Origin of the sequence: Wujia chipingensis, assembly GCF_014337155.1 — a bacterium.
Lineage (GTDB): Bacteria > Bacillota > Clostridia > Lachnospirales > Lachnospiraceae > Coprococcus_C > Coprococcus_C hominis.
Window position 1 is genome coordinate 2,901,025 of the sequence record NZ_CP060632.1, and the last position, 18,590, is coordinate 2,919,614.

21 protein-coding genes, 1 pseudogene and 1 riboswitch are annotated in these 18,590 nt (G+C 39.3%); of the genes and pseudogenes, 2 read left to right on the top strand and 20 right to left on the bottom strand.

The features are described from left to right. Positions 1–14: 14 nt before the first annotated feature. From H9Q76_RS13515 to H9Q76_RS13570, 12 genes and pseudogenes are all read right to left on the bottom strand, one after another. A complete protein-coding gene (locus H9Q76_RS13515; protein WP_178071419.1) occupies positions 15–242 on the bottom strand; it encodes a helix-turn-helix domain-containing protein in 228 nt (75 codons plus the stop codon). Between the two features lie 209 nt (positions 243–451). Continuing rightward, positions 452–646 carry a hypothetical protein gene (locus H9Q76_RS13520; RefSeq protein ID WP_249321309.1) on the bottom strand — a complete coding sequence of 65 codons (195 nt, stop codon included), beginning with the start codon at positions 644–646 and terminating at the stop codon, positions 452–454. Between the two features lie 388 nt (positions 647–1,034). Beyond that, complete coding sequence (locus H9Q76_RS13525) at positions 1,035–1,358, bottom strand: TfoX/Sxy family protein (protein WP_249321310.1); 324 nt, start codon at positions 1,356–1,358, stop codon at positions 1,035–1,037. 6 nt (positions 1,359–1,364) lie between these two features. Continuing rightward, entirely contained in the window at positions 1,365–1,649 is a 285-nt protein-coding gene (locus tag H9Q76_RS13530) for a DUF3795 domain-containing protein (protein ID WP_249321311.1), read from the bottom strand. A gap of 51 nt (positions 1,650–1,700) precedes the next feature. Next, positions 1,701–2,561, bottom strand: coding sequence for a helix-turn-helix domain-containing protein (locus tag H9Q76_RS13535; RefSeq protein WP_249321312.1), 861 nt, complete (start codon positions 2,559–2,561; stop codon positions 1,701–1,703). A gap of 38 nt (positions 2,562–2,599) precedes the next feature. Next, entirely contained in the window at positions 2,600–3,073 is a 474-nt protein-coding gene (locus H9Q76_RS13540; protein ID WP_249321313.1) for a GNAT family N-acetyltransferase, read from the bottom strand. 64 nt (positions 3,074–3,137) lie between these two features. Further along, positions 3,138–3,383 carry a hypothetical protein gene (locus tag H9Q76_RS13545; protein WP_249321314.1) on the bottom strand — a complete coding sequence of 82 codons (246 nt, stop codon included), beginning with the start codon at positions 3,381–3,383 and terminating at the stop codon, positions 3,138–3,140. Between the two features lie 12 nt (positions 3,384–3,395). After that, positions 3,396–3,842, bottom strand: a pseudogene (locus tag H9Q76_RS14025) (hypothetical protein); the annotation flags it as partial. Between the two features lie 335 nt (positions 3,843–4,177). Beyond that, a complete protein-coding gene (locus tag H9Q76_RS13555) occupies positions 4,178–5,122 on the bottom strand; it encodes a hypothetical protein (RefSeq protein WP_249321315.1) in 945 nt (314 codons plus the stop codon). 22 nt (positions 5,123–5,144) lie between these two features. After that, positions 5,145–5,711 (bottom strand): restriction endonuclease, encoded by a 567-nt coding sequence (locus H9Q76_RS13560; protein ID WP_249321316.1) that lies wholly within the window; start codon positions 5,709–5,711, stop codon positions 5,145–5,147. A 57-nt stretch (positions 5,712–5,768) separates the two neighbouring features. Continuing rightward, on the bottom strand, positions 5,769–8,243 hold the full coding sequence (locus H9Q76_RS13565) for an HD domain-containing protein (RefSeq protein WP_249321317.1): 2,475 nt from the start codon (positions 8,241–8,243) through the stop codon (positions 5,769–5,771). Positions 8,244–8,447: 204 nt separating this feature from the next. Continuing rightward, positions 8,448–9,014, bottom strand: a complete 567-nt coding sequence (locus H9Q76_RS13570) for a flavodoxin family protein (RefSeq protein ID WP_195541107.1) — start codon at positions 9,012–9,014, stop codon at positions 8,448–8,450. A gap of 223 nt (positions 9,015–9,237) precedes the next feature. Here H9Q76_RS13570 and H9Q76_RS13575 point away from each other — a divergent pair, with 223 nt between their 5' ends. Beyond that, positions 9,238–9,570, top strand: coding sequence for a winged helix-turn-helix transcriptional regulator (locus tag H9Q76_RS13575; protein WP_249321318.1), 333 nt, complete (start codon positions 9,238–9,240; stop codon positions 9,568–9,570). Between the two features lie 164 nt (positions 9,571–9,734). Here the strand turns inward: H9Q76_RS13575 and H9Q76_RS13580 are convergent, their stop codons facing one another. The 4 genes from H9Q76_RS13580 to H9Q76_RS13595 form a co-directional block, all read right to left on the bottom strand. Beyond that, the gene (locus H9Q76_RS13580) at positions 9,735–9,902 is read right to left on the bottom strand and encodes a hypothetical protein (protein WP_195541109.1); all 168 of its coding nucleotides are present in this window, start codon (positions 9,900–9,902) and stop codon (positions 9,735–9,737) included. 12 nt (positions 9,903–9,914) lie between these two features. Continuing rightward, the gene (gene rlmD, locus H9Q76_RS13585) at positions 9,915–11,417 is read right to left on the bottom strand and encodes a 23S rRNA (uracil(1939)-C(5))-methyltransferase RlmD (RefSeq protein ID WP_249321319.1); all 1,503 of its coding nucleotides are present in this window, start codon (positions 11,415–11,417) and stop codon (positions 9,915–9,917) included. A gap of 3 nt (positions 11,418–11,420) precedes the next feature. Continuing rightward, positions 11,421–12,197 (bottom strand): carboxymuconolactone decarboxylase family protein, encoded by a 777-nt coding sequence (locus H9Q76_RS13590; RefSeq protein WP_021984478.1) that lies wholly within the window; start codon positions 12,195–12,197, stop codon positions 11,421–11,423. Between the two features lie 180 nt (positions 12,198–12,377). Then, positions 12,378–14,123 carry a hybrid sensor histidine kinase/response regulator gene (locus tag H9Q76_RS13595; RefSeq protein ID WP_182428878.1) on the bottom strand — a complete coding sequence of 582 codons (1,746 nt, stop codon included), beginning with the start codon at positions 14,121–14,123 and terminating at the stop codon, positions 12,378–12,380. A gap of 91 nt (positions 14,124–14,214) precedes the next feature. After that, a riboswitch (cyclic di-GMP riboswitch) is annotated at positions 14,215–14,290 on the bottom strand. Between the two features lie 429 nt (positions 14,291–14,719). Here H9Q76_RS13595 and H9Q76_RS13600 point away from each other — a divergent pair. After that, complete coding sequence (locus H9Q76_RS13600; protein ID WP_249321320.1) at positions 14,720–15,520, top strand: MerR family transcriptional regulator; 801 nt, start codon at positions 14,720–14,722, stop codon at positions 15,518–15,520. Positions 15,521–15,558: 38 nt separating this feature from the next. Here H9Q76_RS13600 and H9Q76_RS13605 read toward each other — a convergent pair whose 3' ends face one another. The 4 genes from H9Q76_RS13605 to H9Q76_RS13620 form a co-directional block, all read right to left on the bottom strand. Further along, positions 15,559–16,098, bottom strand: a complete 540-nt coding sequence (locus tag H9Q76_RS13605; protein ID WP_118734780.1) for a cysteine hydrolase family protein — start codon at positions 16,096–16,098, stop codon at positions 15,559–15,561. 67 nt (positions 16,099–16,165) lie between these two features. After that, complete coding sequence (locus H9Q76_RS13610; protein WP_118374505.1) at positions 16,166–16,750, bottom strand: type III toxin-antitoxin system ToxN/AbiQ family toxin; 585 nt, start codon at positions 16,748–16,750, stop codon at positions 16,166–16,168. Between the two features lie 116 nt (positions 16,751–16,866). Continuing rightward, positions 16,867–17,157 carry a helix-turn-helix domain-containing protein gene (locus H9Q76_RS13615; protein ID WP_118545286.1) on the bottom strand — a complete coding sequence of 97 codons (291 nt, stop codon included), beginning with the start codon at positions 17,155–17,157 and terminating at the stop codon, positions 16,867–16,869. Between the two features lie 131 nt (positions 17,158–17,288). Continuing rightward, positions 17,289–18,530 (bottom strand): phenylacetate--CoA ligase family protein, encoded by a 1,242-nt coding sequence (locus H9Q76_RS13620; RefSeq protein WP_118545284.1) that lies wholly within the window; start codon positions 18,528–18,530, stop codon positions 17,289–17,291. Positions 18,531–18,590 lie beyond the last annotated feature (60 nt).

The window sequence follows — 18,590 nt, forward strand, 5'->3', positions numbered from 1 at the left end:
GAATTACCAATACATTATCTATTTGTTGGTTCATCGCCCTTGTCATCCTTATTTCTTTTATCACACAACCTCTCCATTTCAACCTTATATGCCATCAATCGCAAAAGATACTGCGGAACTCTTCTATTTCCTAATTCCCAATCTGTTTCCGTCATATAAGGAATCTCAAAGTACTCACAAAATTCTTTTCTATTCATGCCAGTACTTTCTCTTAATTTTTTCAATTCTTCTCTTGCTTCCATAGTCCACCTCTTTATGCATTGCATAAACAAATTATATAATTTTTATTACCTACGGCCAATAACCTATTTTCCTATTTTTCATAAAAACAATGAACCTCGGTAAAAGACTTTACCGAGGCTTACTATAAATCTTATTATTTTTAATACACATTATTTTGAACGCTCTTTCGTATGTATCACATCCCACTCTCGTAGGATGCCGGTAATCCTTATGCCGCTTCCTTAAACCACTCCAGAAATCTCTTCGCATAAGTCTCATACCGAAGTCTTTTTCCTTCTGCATCATCACGCCAAGTTTCCGGATCAAACTGAAGTTCTACAGCTATATCTCGCAAAACCTCAAGGCCGTACTTCTCCATCATCTCAGCAAGAAATGTGCAGCAGCGTTCAAATTCCTTATTCAAAGCTTCCCTCCTTCCTTAGTCGCCTCTGCATCTTTTCAAAATAATACCGATGATTCTTTTCTTGATGATACAGCCTCACCTTGGAAAAGGCAATGTTTTCGATTCAAAAAAATTCCGCTTACATATTTCCAGGCTTTTTATACCCGGAAAATTTCTTTTATAGATTTCTTATGCCAGATACGCATTTTGTATATCCATCACAAAATGCATCTAGTTAGGGGCAAAATCCCCCTAAAACCCCCGATATTTATATAGGTGCGTCACTTTTTGACTCACTTTTCGGAAAAGTACTCCACTTTTTGACTCACTTTTCGGAAAAGTACTCCACTTTTTGACTCACTTTTTGAAAAGGTGCTCCATTTTTTGACTCACCTATTTCCCTGTATCGTTACTTCTTTTTCTTTTTTGTTTTCCTTTCCGGCAACTCTGGATACATCTCTTCTACCATTATCTGCAACGCATCTTTATCATCCAAAATTGTTACCGGCAACATAAGTTTTGCACCTTCATACGGTGGTTCCGGTAGACTGTCCGGCATATACTTCTTACTTGCCTCTGTAATCTTTACGAAAAAACCATTTTCATAAATCCCGCCAAATATCAGTTCTTTATAGTAAAAAATATATCCACCCATCATAGGAATATTTCGTATATCTCCCAAATCAGATAGTTGGTCCATTATATAATCTGCAAGTTCTTTATTCTTTGTCATAAATACCTATTCCTTTTTCAATGTCTGTACTCTCATTATTACATTTTCACTAAATTCTTCATCTGAAAACTTCGGGTCTCTGGTATCAAACCATATCTTACAAGGCACATCACCACATTCTCCACAGTTTTGCATACATTTACTGTTTCTAACACAGTCATAAATCGGACAAACTTTTCCTTCCGGTGCATGAAACACTTTTCCCTCACACGAATTGCAGCCATTACACATTTTACCAAAACAATAGCACACGCTACAATCCGTACCACAGACACTTATATTTTCTCTCATTGTTTCTTATCCTTTCCTTCTTATCAGAATTTGAAACTATTTTACTATAAATTAATAATAAACAGCTTGTATATTTTCGACATCTTTTAACGCAATGGTTCTCGCCTCATGTATATCCATAGAATGATATCTTTTAAATTCCCGCAATAAATGAGATTGGTCTGTATATCCATATTTATGAACCGCATTGAATACATCAAAATCCGGCTCCCACAAAATATCTCTCCACAAAAACTGATACCGTATCAAATTGCTTAGCTTCTTAGGCGTAATACCAACATATTCATGAAATAATCGTTCCAACTGTCTTGTACTTACAAAAGCCTCCTTTGCTAATTTTGATACATCCATAGAACCTTTATTTGTCAAAATGTTATGTATCGTCCCGTTAACAACTGTATTTTCTTTCACATCGGATAATCTTTTCAGCAATACTTGTTCTGTATAATAAGCTTTTTCCTGTAAGGTTTTTCGTTCCAACAGTTGAGGTCGGATGGTCCTGTCCAGCCATTCAAACCTTGACCCCACATCAAAGTATCCGTTCATGGTTGATTGTAAAGAATCATCGGCAAATGCATATGCACTCCACGCATAAAAACGAATAGCAAATGTCGATACCATGTGCCCGATAGTTCCGCTGCTATTTGCTTGGAAACTGCAATCATTTATTCCGCAGAATCCACCAGTCACCACATTATCGGTATAATCTATATGGTAAATAATATCCACGCAAGTATCCGGGATTACCAATTTCGGTGAGTCATTGTTTTCGATTTGTATAAGTGGATTTTCTGTTCCCCAATAACATCTGATATAAGAATGCAACTCTTTACAAGGGGTCAACTCTGTGTAAGCAATATTTCTTTTAAGAGGAGTTGCCGTTAATGGATGGTAAATTATTCTATTATTCATATCCAATAGCTCCTGTTTTTCAACAATCTGTTGCAAAATTATAATACACACACCATGATATATTCTTCATCGTTTTCATCAACAATCTCAAATCCAACGTTTTTATACATCTTCACAGCATAGTTTTCCTTCTGTACTGCTAAAGAAGTTTTCTTATATCCCCTGCTTTTCAACTCTGTAATCATTTGTTTCATCATTGCTGTTCCGATACCATGTCTGCGATATTCTTTATATAGAGATATGGCAAAGGACGGAACACCATCTTCCACATGTCCATAGTCATCCATGATGCGAACCCAAACTGCTCCAACTATTTTCCCTTCTACTTCTGCGACAAAACAAATATCATCTTTCTGTGTTCCAAAATCCTGCACATAAACCTGTAATTCTGATGCATTAATAATCTCTCTCGGTGGTGCTTCCACTCCCTCAGGAATAAAAATTGCCTCATACAAAAAGTCGTTCAGCAACTTATATTCATTGCCATTTATTTTTCTAATATTTATATTCATATTCTTCCTCCAATCAATTTGCATTACTGATCAGATGTCATTCCACACATATGTGTACCTTCCTTTAATTCAACTCATTCCACACATCCACATAATCCTGCAATCCGCCTGGACGCATTGCAACACTTACATAACTCGCAGGCTCTTCCCTAGCAAGTCTGGCAAGGATTCCTACATCCTCCGGCTCGTCAAACGTAACCTGCGCCTCTGCCTTGTCACAGTCAATTACAAGTTGCTTGCCGTCCATATCTGTCATAACAACTGCATTCCTACTGCCATCATACTTATACACCGTATAGTTTAATGCCATATGCTTACCTCTCTACACCATCACAAAATGCTCCAAAGCATCCCTTATCGCCTTTCTTCGCTCCGCTTCGGTCCGCGCAAAACAGAGGTCCACCGGACCTCTTGCGCCCTTCTCCACCGGACATTGAGGCTGTCTGCTATCTTCAGACTTCGGCATACCTTGAGAATTAACATTCTCAAGGTTCGCGGCAGTCGTCGAATTGTCCTGCAAGCAGTCCATTCTCCTCGTCGCCTTACGAATATTATAATTCTCCCCAACCTCTATTCCACACTTTCTTTTTACCTGTGAAATATAGAGATTAGATACCTTCAATCCATGCTCCTTCAGCACATAATCCTTAATCTCCGCATAAGTTGCCTTACTCTCAGCCGAAGTAACATCCAACTCATCCAGTTCCAACTCCCCCTCAACATAATCATCCGCTTTCCGTTGGGACAAAAGAACTCCCGTTTCAATATGCTATGAGTGTGCAATTTAGATGCATAACCCTTGGCTTTCCGTTAAGCCTTGGATTCAAAAATGATGCACCAATCCTCTATCAGACCGCCAAAAAGTAAGTATCATACATGACTTTGCACCTGCCGTAAAAAAGTGAATATTCCGGTCTTGATGGTTCTTCCGTTATTATCCGTTTTGAGATACAGGTCTGACTGACTTGCGTGTGATTTGTGTTCTGCTCTTTCTCTATTTATTTCAGAAATTACTTTCCTCTAAAAATGGGCAAAAGAAAACCTCCAAATCTTTATTGGACTTAGATGATTGATTCCAACCATTTTATTTTAACTATTCTTCACCTAGCACAAATCATCCAATCTTTCAATATCTTCTGTTGTACATGCCAAATGATCTAATGTTAATATATTTATATAAATTCTGTCTTTCGTTTCCTTAAGCTTTCCGAAAGCAAAACAATATGTATTGTCCTTATATAAAAAACAATCTAATAATTTCTTGGATGCATTTTTACTTAGCGTATTATCTATTATCTGCTGGCTAATAACACAGCACACTTTCCGCTCGTCATTAGACAATGTTTCTTCAAAATTAACCCAATACTCACCTTTTTTATTTTTGCAAATTTTGGCTTTGCCAAAAAATATTCTTGTTTTCGATGCCTCTCTTGACATCAAAGAAATGTTTTTGACATTTATAAACAATTTATTTAATGGCGTTGGATATATTTTCTTACTTCCAGGATAACTAACATATACTATTATTTTGGCTAAAGTTCCATTTTTCAATCCATATAAATACTTAGTTACCAGCGTATGTACTAGATATAAATGTGATTTTCTTGAACCGCTCCTTTTCACACCTTCCGCTTCTTTTTTTACTATTTTGTTCTCAACAGATTGTCCCTCTGAAAAATCATCATTATGTTTATCTATCTGTGTTTCTTTATGGCTCAGCAACCTTTCCATGCTGAATGTTATTTCTTCTTCGAGTTCTGGTGATTCCGTTCCCGCTCCTGTCTTATATTTTCTATTAACATCTTTATTTCTCTTCACCTCTTCACATTTTTCTGAATGTTGTCCATAAACTTTGAAATGTTCTCGCATTTTCATTTGATACTGCTGCTTATCCATATTAACGCAAGTAATTTGCGCATGACAATTTTCATCTCTGCATTCAAACATCGTTTTGTCAGAGAGTATTCCCATAAACCATTTTTCATGGGCTTCTGATGCAGTTAATTCTTGTCCTAGTTCTATACTCCATGCATAATCTACTGATGCCATAGTAAACCTCCTGTTTCTATTCTCATTCTGACGGTAATAAAAATTTCTCCAGTGCATCTGACAACGTTGATAAATATGAACAAGTCACACCAACGCCATCTTTACCTCGCCCTATCATAACACCAATATATGGTTCTCCTCCATTTCTCGGTACATACGGGTGATTGACAACTACGCTATAGTGACATCTGGTATAAAATATTTCCTCTGTTTCTGTCATTTGAATTAACGCAATTCCATGCGCTTTGGCATAATCAATTGCACCTGATTGAAAATTAGATGTTGATACTACAATTCCTTTTTGAGCACCGATAGCCCTAAGGTTGTCATAAACTTTTTGCACAATTTCCCTGCTTATAGGATATTTATAATGTTTGCACTCCACTATTGTTTTATAGAGCACCCCCATTACTTCAAATTCAATATATCCGTCTAATTGATAATTCCCATCATAGGCTTCGACTACCTTATTATGTATAAACTTCACATTATTTAATCCTTTGATATGATTTTGTAAAATCTGCAAAGCATACTTTTCAAATTCAGTAGGATTCATTTCTAATACTGTATCTATTACTGGAATAAACATGTTATCATCCATTCTGCATAATTGCTCATTATATTTTTACTATTAAATTTTTATGGCTCATTTTAAACAGTAATTCGCCATACTGTATTTTGATTCTATAAACAAATCCAATAATCCTTTTTGCTCTGATGTTAAGGAAACATTATCTCGTATCCACATATGAATTGCTTTTCCTATTGCATATGACAATTTTGTTTGTTGTAATGTACTAATGTTATTTCGTGATACATTAGGTACAAACTCCGGATTCTTTATATTTATTACAGCTCCCTTCAGCACAACTCCATCTACCAAATAGGGAACACTAATTTTTAATCCTGAAAGCAACACATTTTTTACATAGCACAAATCTGTACGTTCCCAACGATAATTTCCCGAAACAACACAGGATTCATTGTATGGTAAAACCATATTTGACTCATTTGCAATAACTGCTTTTTCAACATATGTTGTTTGTACTGGTGTATAACTCGCATGACTAAATTGATCTCTGAATGCGCCCAATGTATATCCACCAATTATTGAAGCACTTGATTCTTCTACATAAAGTGCATAACCGGTAATCTCTTCTTCTCTTGCCCATACATTAATTGACTCGAAACATCCTATTTTACCAAGAGCTTCCTCATAATCCTCCAATACTTCATACGCCTTTAAGAAATCATTCTCGTCACTTTCCGAAATAATAGGAATATTCATCAATTGAATTTTTCCATTATTCACACAATCTCTTATTAATAGCCCCTCTTCTCTATCCAACGAATAATTCTCGTCATCATAATAATAACTGTCACATCCATTCAAATCTCTCAAATGCGTAGCAAAATTAATTTGCTTATATGTACAATCAATATATGCTTCTACTCCATCTAAATAATCGTTCAAGCATATATTATCAGGAATTATCTGTTCGATTTCTTTGACTACACATTCGATAGTATTAGGTTTCCCATTTTCCATAGTAGATATTTTAATTGGAATACCTGAGTCAAGAAAATTTCGCTCTACAAAAGAAACTAAGCTCTCTACTTTATTCTCAAATACCCCCATACATTGGTCATAATCTAAAATAATTTCTGTTCCCTGTTGTCTACTATCATTTTCATAAGTAAGGCAAATATATTCGCTATTTTTTTCAAATGAAATTCTGTTCATTTTATGATCTTTATAGTAAACAGTCTTTACCTCTACTCTATTTGATAACATAAAACAAGCCAAAAAGCCTATACCATAATGCCCTATTGGAGAATAATTTCTTCCCTGTAATAAATAATCATCGGATGCATAATATGAAACTCCGACATTCAAAAAATATTTTTTTAAAATCTCTATGGACATACCACTTCCATTATCCATAATCACTACTTGTCTTCTATCTTTATCTAAAACAATCGATATAAATGGCTGATATTTTTGGTATCTGAACTCCTCCATTTGTAGCGATGACTCCTCCATTGTTTTACAGGCATCTATTGAATTTTGAATCAGCTCTCTCAGTCCATATTTTTTATCTCCATAAATATGCTCACCCATTAATAAATTAGTTACAGCATTATAATCCAGGGACAATCTCAAGTCCGAAAAACTAAAATCTTTTGTTTGGATTTTATTTATCACGCTTGTTTTTAAAGGCAATAGATATTTTGCGTCTACGAAACGCTCACAAAGACTCACTGCATTTCTTAACTCACCATTTATAGAATCAAAATATTTTAATAATTTTCTATGGACAGACGGTTCTTGACTGGTTCCTTGAAAAATTATCTCTTTTAATCCAGTCTTTTCATTCATTACAACTTTATCAAAATTTTCTATTACAAAATGTTGTTTCCATTCTAAGTCGCCAAACTCTTTTGGCTGTAAATACTTATATAAATACAATGGAGCCCTTTGTTCATCAATATCCAAATAATCTGCAATCCTTAACAATACTGCAATATATTGTGAATTAATTTCAAAATGTCCTTTTTTACTTTGATTAACAAGTTCTTTCTCTATCCATTCAAAATCTTCATTATGCGACATACAAATTAATCCAAGTTCATCACGAAAGGACACTACACTTGAGTCAGGTATGAGAAACAACTTTTCATCCATTTGATTTTCAATATGTTCCCTTGAGCGTTTTCCATGGACAGGTCTAATGCATTCCTGTAAAGAGATATTCTCTTCTCCATACTTTTCAAATACTTTACTATATTTTCGTTCTCCCAAAACAGAGTTATCGGACTTTATATCATTTATTTCATTCTCATTTGTCACCATTCCTATATCATGAAATAATGCACTATATATCAGCAATACAACTTCTAAGTCACTCAATAAGTCTATATCTGTAATAAGTGAAAACATATACTCCATTACATTGATAGAATGCCTTATTCCATGTACCGTATAATCCGCAAAAACCTTACTAACTAAAGGCAGCATGATTTCTGCATACCGAATTGCTTCATTGACTTGTCCTAAAAATTCACTATTCTTTTCACATAGCCATTTATATAAATGTGTTTCTTGCACTTTATCAATCATAGTTACTTCCTCCCAACAATGCACCACTTATATAGATACACTTTTTCATATAACCCAACAAAAATATTATACCATATACCAACCTGTTACGAAATTAATTTTCACTAACATAGACATGACAAAACCTGCTAATCTTATTAAACTTGGAAGCTCTGTTCATTCACGATTTCTTTACATACTCCTGTAACCTGTTCTGCAATGTTCCTAACAGACAATGTTATTATCCTTCCAATGCTTAATTACACCTTCATATTCCAGCCCCTTTCTTTTAACAAATGGTTGAATTCCCATCCTGAAAATAATCGAATGTATCAAACCTTGAATCCTGTATCTACGTCTTTTAACAATATCTTCTAAAAAAGAATTTACTATTTTTTCTATTCTTTGCTTTAGCCGAATATCTTCCATTGGATTTTTATTAAATCTATTCCGCAATGCTATTGAAGCACTAATTTTTGCTCCAGAGTATAATAGCAACTTATTTAAGATTTTCGTTGAATCTCGTCCACCATAATTTTCATAAGTAGTCACACAAATGGCATATTTTCCATGTAACAGTTGCTCCATAACAAAATGACCTCTATCTATAATAACCTTCATCTGACCGGACACGTTACTTGCATATGTAGGAGAGCCTATAATAATACCATCCGCATCTGCTACACTAAGTGATAGATTCTCTATATCATCCTTATAAATACAGGCTCCGGTTTTATAACAAGAGCCACATCCAACACAGTATTGTAGCGATAGGTCTGACACATGAACCATCTGAACCTCCACATTGCCATGTTTTTTTAGTTAGTCATACATTTCATTTAATATTAATGCCGTTGTACCATTTTTCCGATGACTACCATTTACTATTACAATTTTCATTATCCCATTCCTCGATTCACAAAATTGATATTTACTTTTTCATTCTATCTCTATATACTCAACTTAGTAAGTATGTACTTTTTTGTAAGATACTATCTAAAAGGAGAGTAACGAAATGAAGCCAGATGAATGTTTCTTGAAAGAATTTGGTTATGAAAGATTTGAAAAAGTAGTTAACATGATTGGTGGGAAATGGAAACTGAGAATTATTTATGTTCTGGCTTTTCATGAAATATTACGCTATGGTGAATTAAAACGTTTATTATCGCCTATTACTCATAAAATGCTGAGTACACAGTTAAAAGAACTAGATAAAGACGGCCTTATCAACCGTAAAGAATACCAGCAAATCCCACCAAAGGTAGAATATTCTCTTACCCAAATGGGGCGCGATTTGGAGCCTGTTGTTAGAGAAATCCATAACTGGATTCTGAAATATGACATATAAATAGAAAGATTTACGTTCCCAAAAAAAGTCAATGCCACATTATCTTTTTCAATGGATGCATTGACTTTTTAACATTCATTACATTTTCAATTCAACTCATTCCACACATCCACATAATCCTGCAGTCCGCCCGGACGCATTGCAATACTTACATAACTTGCAGGCTATTTCCTTGCAAGTCTGGCAAGGATTCCTACATCCTCCGGCTCATCAAATACAACCTGCGTCTCTGCCTTATCACAGTCAATTACAAGTTGCTTGCCATCCATATCTGTCATAACAACTGCATTCCTGTTGTTGTCATACTGATACACTGTATAATTTAATGCCATGTGCTCACCTCACTAAATCATCCCAAAATGCTCCAGCGCATCCTTAATCGCCTTTTCCTTCTCTTCCGGGCACTGTGGCTGTCTGCTATCTTCCGATTTCGGCAAGTTATAATTCTCTCCAACCTCTATTCCACACTTTCTTTTTACCTGTGAAATATACAGGTTAGAAACCTTCAACCCATGCTCCTTTAATACATAATCCTTAATCTCCGCATAAGTCGCCTTACTCTCTGCACTCGTCACATCAAGCTCATCCAGTTCCAATTCCACCTCAACATAATCATCCGCTTTCCGTTGGGACAAGAGGACTACCGTCTCACAATGTTCCGTCCACGGAAATAAATCCACAAGCGCGATCTTCTCCACCTGATACATCCGCTTGCTCTTCAGGTATTTCAGATCCCGCGCCAGACTTTCCGGTCCGCAGGAGATATACACGATCCGCTTCGGTGCCAGCTTACAGACGGAATCAAAGAACTCCGGTGTGCTGCCACTGCGCGGCGGATCCAAAAATACAACATCCACATCCGTTCCGGCTTCTGCCATGCCAACCATGAATTTCCCGGCATCGCCATCATAGATCCGGACATTCTTACATTCGTTTCGTTTCACGTTCGTGATGGCATCCTTCGCGGCTGCCTTGTTCAGTTCGACACCGATCACCTGCTTCGCATGGTCACTTGCCACGATTCCGATTGTACCGGTTCCGCAGTAGGCGTCCACGACCACCTCTTCGCCGGTAAGGTTTGCATATTCCATCGCCTTGTTATACAGGAGCTCAGTCTGCACCGGATTCACCTGATAGAAACTTGTCGGCGAGATCTTGAAGGTCTTCCCACACAGCTTATCCTCGATAAATCCTCTGCCGTACAACACCTGATTGCGCTCGCCAAGCACCATGCTCGTATCCTTGTCATTGATATTCTGCACGATCGTCGTGATCTGCGGATGCGCCTTGACAAGTGCCTTCGCAAAGTTCTTCTTCGATGGGAAGATCGGCGATGCCGTCACAAGCACAACCATAACTTCTCCGGTCGCATGTCCGGTCCGGATCATCACATGGCGCAGCAATCCATACCCACTATCTTCATTGTAGACGGTAATCTTAAAGGAACGCAGCAGCCCTCGGATTGTCTCCACAATCTCCTGTGCCAGACGATTCTCGATCTTACAATCATCCACCGACAGCACCCGGTGCGTTCCTTCTTCATATACACCCGCCAGAATCTCGCCATTTCGCTTATGCTGAAATGCCGCATTGACCTTATTCCTGTAATGATATGGTTCTTTCATGCCGATAATTTCATCCACGGAACCATATGGAGCAAGCAGCTTCTTCACCTGATCGGTCTTGATTTTTAACTGCTCTGCATAGGACTTGTCAATATACTGGCATCCACCACATTTCTTCGAGATGGGGCAGCCGGATTTATTTCCTGTATGTCCGTTCTCACTTACATGTACATGCTTCTTAGATTGTTCACCACTCTGCTTGTATCTTCCCTGCTTTGTCATCACTTACTCCTGCTTCATCTGTCGTTCAGCTTCATTGACACAATTCACTGCATTTAAACATCTCGGATATCCAATGTATGGCAGGCTCTGCGAGATCACACGCATCAACAATTCCTTGTCATTCCCGATTTTCATGTTGCCCTTTGCATGTGCAACCACCTGCATATCGCAGCCTCCCTGTGAGAATAAGAAACAGAACGTTACCAGTTCCCGTTTTGCAAGCGGCAGACGGCTTCCCGGATAATCATTCCCGAAATAATTCTCCTTCAGCCATTTGTTGATATGGCTGTCCTTCCAGACTTCCTTCATATGCTCCTCGAAGATTCCCGCCTGCTCCGCAAGCTTTTTCTCCTCAGCAGCATCCTCACCTGCTCCTGTAGTCTCTGCCTCATCCGACGCAGACTTCTCCAGCCGTTCCTGCTTCGTCATGCCCAGGCGCCCCTGCTTGGCTCTTGTCGAATCCAAAAGCGGAAGCTCGATTCCTTTTGCTTCCATCACTACATTCGTGGCAACCAGAAACGGCCAGACTCTTCCCATACCAAGATAATCCACAGACTGATACACAATCTCCTTAATTACCATTGGTGACAAGCCACTGTCCAGTGCCTTCGCCACAATTACCTTATACGCATCCACGCCCTGACAACCGATCAGGGATGCGAGAATCGACATATACCGTGTCTCGTCATCCAGCTTCATTCCGTTCTCATTTACAATCTCCTTGAACGCAAACCGTTCAAAGCGCTCCATAAATTCTGCATCTGTCTCATATAAATTCATAGTAACAACTCCTTCCCAAAAACCTATCTCTCATTATTCCATGTTGCCTGTTGGCTCCATAAAGTTCTCGTATTATGCCTGTATGTACAGACACCTCCAGCTATAATGATTATATCACATTTCACACGCAAAAAAAGTATTGCTTTATCAAACGAAAAAGCAATACTCTGTTCTTTTTATTCAGCACCTGCGATACCTTGCGATCGTCCGCAGCATCTTCTCTGTATTTAACGGCTTTGTAAGCTGCTCATTCATTCCCGCAGCTCTGGTTCGATGCACGTCTTCTGCAAATACATTCACACTAAGTGCCACAATCCCTATCGTGCGCGCATCTGCACGTTTCTGCCCACGGATAATCCGCGTAGCTTCCAATCCATCGATATTCGGCATCATGACATCCATCAATATCACATCATAGGTATTCTCCGGTGCATTAAGATATGCCTCCACTGCCTGATATCCATCTGACACTGCGTGCACCTTCGCCCCTGCATCTTCCAGAATGAACTTCACAACATCCCGGTTTATGTCATTATCTTCCGCAAGTAGAATCCGCATATTTGTCACATCCGGCTGCACTGTCCCTTTCTGCATATTTCCTTCAAACTCATCACGTGCGACCTTCTCAAAAGGAATCGTGACAGTAAATGTGCTTCCGGCATTTTTTCTGCTTTCCACACGGATATTCCCATCCATAAGGTCAAGAATACTCTTCGTTATCGTCATGCCAAGTCCGGTTCCCTGATAACTGCTACGCACATCCATTGCTTCCTGCACAAACGGTTCAAAGATATGGTCAATAAACTCGGGCTCCATCCCAACTCCATTATCTTCAATCGTGAATTCATACACAACACGAGCCACATTTTCCATCGCAATGCGGGCTTTGAACTTTACCATGCCCTCATAACGATTATACTGAATCGCATTTGTAAGTATTTTTTCCAGCATTTGCCGCACATGTATCGGGCTTCCATACACGCGGGAATACCTGATATTTTCTGCAATATCCGCCGCAATCGTTATTTTCTTTCCTTCTCCCCGCGCCTGTGCAAATGCTATCATCTCTGCAATGACATCTGCCATATAAAATTCTTCCTGCACCAGCACAGCTGAGCCATCCTGAAGCTTACACATCTCCAGTGCATCTCCAAGCAGCTTCATCAGATAATTCGTTTCCGTCGTTGTCTTCACAAGGTTTGCTCTCATGAGTTCTATATCTTCATAGCTGCGCTCACTTATATCCATCATCCCTATGATATCATTTAAAGGCATACGGATATTATGTGACATACGGGATAAAAACTCCGATTTCGCAACATGCGCCTTCTGTGCCTCCTCAAATGCCTGTGCCAAAAGCTTCATCTGCCCGCGCTCTTTCTGCATAGTTCTATGATATTCACGAATATAACTGATATGCGTTCCCGCGTCCTGTAACAACTTTGCTGCCAGCTGTCCGAACTCCGTTCCGGGATTATCGAGTCCCATAAACCCATTCAAATGATTCTGCGACATGACCGGCACTACAATCGCTGTATGAACACCTCTCATCTGCAGCAATTCATACTCAAATGGCATTTCATTTTGCACATCATCTATGTTTGCAATCCATACACAGTCTCCCTGTTCAAATCGTTTTTGCCAACACGGTATCATCTGCACATAGATTTTCTGCATCCGTTCCTGCAGGGAATACACTCCCTCTTTGCACCACTCATATGTGTTTCGATAAATCCGGCAGTCCGGAGATGCCCAATCGAAAAAATACACACGATCGGACTGCGTATATTCTCCAATCTGCTCAAGTAACTGCGGAATCTGCATATCTAACTGCTGCTCTGACATCGAATGATCCAGTGTCAGAAGCTTTGCAAGCACCGTCTCCATATTCATTATTGTCTGCTTATAATCATCTCTTTTGTCCATGTACATTCTACCCTTATCAAATAAAAAGAAGCATTATACCTACCCTTATATGGCAATACAATGCTTCTGAAATAAACGTTACGTTATACGTCCGTGCAACTGGCTGCCATCTTACAGGCCCTATAGCTTTGCGTCGCAATCTTTCGATTGTTTTGCCAAATATTTACTTACATTATCGAAATAGTAACACATACTATTATTAATTGCAATTGTAGAATATTACTAGAATCTTACATCCATTTTTATGAATCTTTAAACATCCGGTAATCATCTATCTGTAATTGCGTTATATATTTCTTATATCCGGCAGGTCCACAGATCACCGATCTGCAGGCCTGCCATCCAAACTAGGAATTATTCTTTTTCTGAGGGTTTTCCTCCTCTTGTAAACTTATAAACATTCTGCTATGATGATTTTAAATCGTACCCTAAGGGACAAGTCAATGGGAAATTCGATTTTTCCAGACAGAAATCGCAAATAATTCGCGTTATCTACAGAAAAAACTTGATTGTATGGGGTTGATTATTCGGATTATATTTAGACAGAAATTCGCATCATCAGAGAAAAAAATACTGATTTTATCAGGAGGATTTCTATGAGAAAACAAAGTGAGCATCTATTTAAAATCGGCGAGATTGCCAAGATCTTAGGAGTGACACGGAAGACAATCCTTGTCTATGAAGAGATGGGACTGCTGACACCTGCAGTCAAAGATGAAGCAAGCGGCTACCGCTATTATACTGCGGATAATATGACGCAGATTCGTGCTATCCGCTCGTTGCAGACACTGGGACTTTCACTGGCGGAAATCAGAGAATATTACTATGATACAGAAAACCTTGACCGCTATCTTGACCGCCTCATGGATCTGCGGGCAACCTTGGACCGCAACATCCATCTGCTTCAATTGCGCGCGACAAAACCGGGAGACTTAAGCGTGCACCGCGTCCGCCTGCCTCGGCAGGTGTGTTTCTGCCGCAGATACCAGTGTACCGATGCGAAGGACGCCGCCATCAAATTGCGGGATACCTATATTGCCGCAGCAAGAACAGGGAAAATGTCCATGGGGAGCCGCATGTTTACTGTACGTGCAGGTTCCTCCTGCAAGGAACTCGATCTGTTATGTTGTATCCCTGTATCGGAAGATTTTGTGGGTGAAGAGCGGATGGAGTTTGCGGAAACGTCTGCCTTGTGCATCTACTATCGTGGCGCTTACGAGGGAATCAATACCGCGATTGACGCCCTGCTGGCATATGTACAGGGAAATAAAATTCAGGCAACCGGCGGATTCCGCTGTATCTATCTCGAAGGGCCTCCTAACCGCGGAGACCATACAGAAGACTACATCACGCAGGTTGCCCTGCCCTTCTCAGAGAATAGTGGGGGATGTTTGTAAATAATTCCATTTCTCCCCCACTATCCATCTCTTGTTCCTTATTTATCGATTATGTCCACCTGACAGGAGCGCATCGTTGCAAGTGCCGCCGCATGTGCTTCCGGTGTCACACCTGCACAACAGCCTGCATCCACACGCACCGTGGCTTCCGGATACAAGGCTTTCAGTATAAGAGCATTTGACACGACACAGATGTCCGTGCAGACTCCAATCATTTCAATATCCAGATCCGAACCATCCGCGGTCTCACTCGCAAGAACATCCTTCCAGCCTAAGAACCCGAATGTCGGCTTGTCAACGGTCTTATATTCCGAAGTGACTCCATCGGTAAGCTCTGAACAGATCTGCCATCCATCTGTCCCCTTGATACAATGCGGAACCGGCAGATGTTTTCCCTCGTTCGTCTGCATATAATCTTCTCCATGTGTATCCCGCGTGAAAATAATCTCCTTACCAGCACGATCATACTCACTTATTTTCGCCTTCACCTCCGGCAGAATCGCTTGTGCTTCCGCTGACGCAAGTGCACCTGTTACAAAGTCTTTCTGCATATCTACTACAATTAAAATGTTTCGCATCTGTGGACCTCCTTTTCCTTGATATCAATCTAAATTATATCTTACTATATTTACAGGTATTAACCAACTATCTTTTTCTATTCCTCTTTTTTTCATCACGCTTCGATACAACTCGTTGCTTGTCACATTCCTTTTCCAATAACATAAAATCCGGACAAATATGTCTCTTTGCAAATCGCTCTTCACTGCATATAATTCTATGTAGTTCTTGTGCCAAACGAAGAATTTCATTCCCGTGCAGGCGACACCACTTTAATTCCTGTCTGCATTTACGTTTATATGAAAGCTGAATTTGAGTATCCGTTGGCAGTTCCTCCAGTTCAAATGGTATAAGATATTCGTCCCTCACAGGTATCATATTATTTATATTCAGAATTCCTATCACATTCCCATCATCATCTCTGATTTTTCTACAAGTTATATTCTCCGACATGCTTTTATATTTTTCTTTTTCCTCAACAGAGCTTAACGGAATGCAATATTTCCTTTCATTCACCAATACCAAAATCCCTAAAAATGGTCTGCCTTGTTTATGCGTCTGAGTCGATACTGATAAAATCGTGTTTGTTCTACCTGTAGCCTTTTGCTCCACATTTTTTAAATTACGAATATATTTCATATTCACTTTATATAAATTCCATTCATTATCCATAAAAAATAAAGGCTATGCATAAACATAGCCTTTTCAGTACCCGTCGTAACGGAGATACTCTGTTTCATAAGTCCACTGATCGGCAGGACCCTCCATCTGACTATGATTATAACAAGTTAATCTTGTTTGTCAACCGCCATTCCTTTCTCTTTTAATTTCTTGTAATATGCTTTATATCGGTACGCAGTTCTTCTGCTGATATCACCTTGCTCTACAATCTCCATAATTGTCTTTCCCTTTTCATACTGTACTACAAACGCATTATAAGACTGCATCCATGCGCTATCGTGTTTCTTCCGACCCGCGTATGCACGATTTTTATATTTTTCTAATTCTGCTTCTAATTGTTTATTTTTTTGATCTAACTCATTGATTTTTTTTAATGCCTCTTCTAATGTTTGAATCATATCCTGCCTCATGTGCCATTTATATTTTGACACTATTATGTCATAATTCTCAAAGAGTGTCAATATATTTTTGGCACAAAAAAGAAGAGAACAAAAATCCTTTGTCCTCTTCTTTCAATCGATATATTTTCCTACACCTCACGGTGATCGATCACACGCTTCGCCTTCTTCTCTGTTCGCGGCAATGTTCCAACCGGCACAACATTGATCTTCGGTGTAACACTCATCTTCGACTTGAACAGATTCTTGATCGTCTGACCTGTCTGCTCGAAGTCCACACGACCTTCCGCCTCAACCGTTACCATGATGATGTCACGGTTATGCGCTTCATCATGTGCGATGTTAATGTTGTACTCGCTCGATACACCATCGACCATGCCGAGGATTTCTTCTACCTGACTTGGGAACATATTGACACCATGTACCTTGAACATATCATCACTACGTCCCTTAATTATATCAAGACGCGGATATTTGTTACCACATGCACATTCACCCGGAATAATTCTGGAGATATCATGTGTCCGGAATCGCAGAAGCGGTGCGCCTTCCTTGACAAGTGTTGTTATAACAATCTCTCCTTCTTCTCCGTCCGGTACCGGCTGAAGTGTCTTCGGATCAACAATCTCAATATATACATAATCATCCCAATAATGCATACCCGAATTTTCATCACAGCTGATTCCGATGCCCGGTCCGTAAATCTCCGTCAGACCATAGATATCATAAAGAGAAACTCCAAGCTCCCTTTTAATGTATTCCCGCATCTTCTCACTCCAGCGCTCGGAACCAAAAATACCTTTCTTCAGATACAGCTGATCGCGGATTCCTCTTTTATTGATTTCCTCTGCCAGAAGCAATGCATACGAAGATGTCGCAGTAAGGACGGTCGATTTCAGATCCATCATCATCTGAATCTGCTTATCTGTATTACCCGGTCCCATCGGAATTGCCATTGCGCCAAGCTTCTCACAGCCTGCCTGGAATCCGATTCCCGCCGTCCACAGACCATAGCCGGCTGTAATCTGAATATGGTCTTTGTTTGTGATTCCTGCTGTTTCATAGCAGCGTGCAAACATAATCGCCCAGTCATCCACATCCTTTGCTGTATAAGGAATGATGACCGGCTTACCTGTCGTACCGGACGAAGAATGGATTCGTACCACCTCCTCATCCGGTACCGCCTGGATTCCAAGCGGATAAGCATTTCGAAGATCCGCCTTGCTGGAGAACGGAAGCTGCTCAAACTCCTCCTGACTTGAAACTCCTGTAATTCCTGCTTCTTTATAAATTCTGCCATAATAACTGTCTGTCTGAATCAGACGCTTAATCTGTGCGTCTACCTGCGACAACTGTAAGTCTGTTAATTTCATAGTTGGTTCCTCCTCCAAATACGATTTATATTATCGACTGATGATACGTTATTTTCTCTA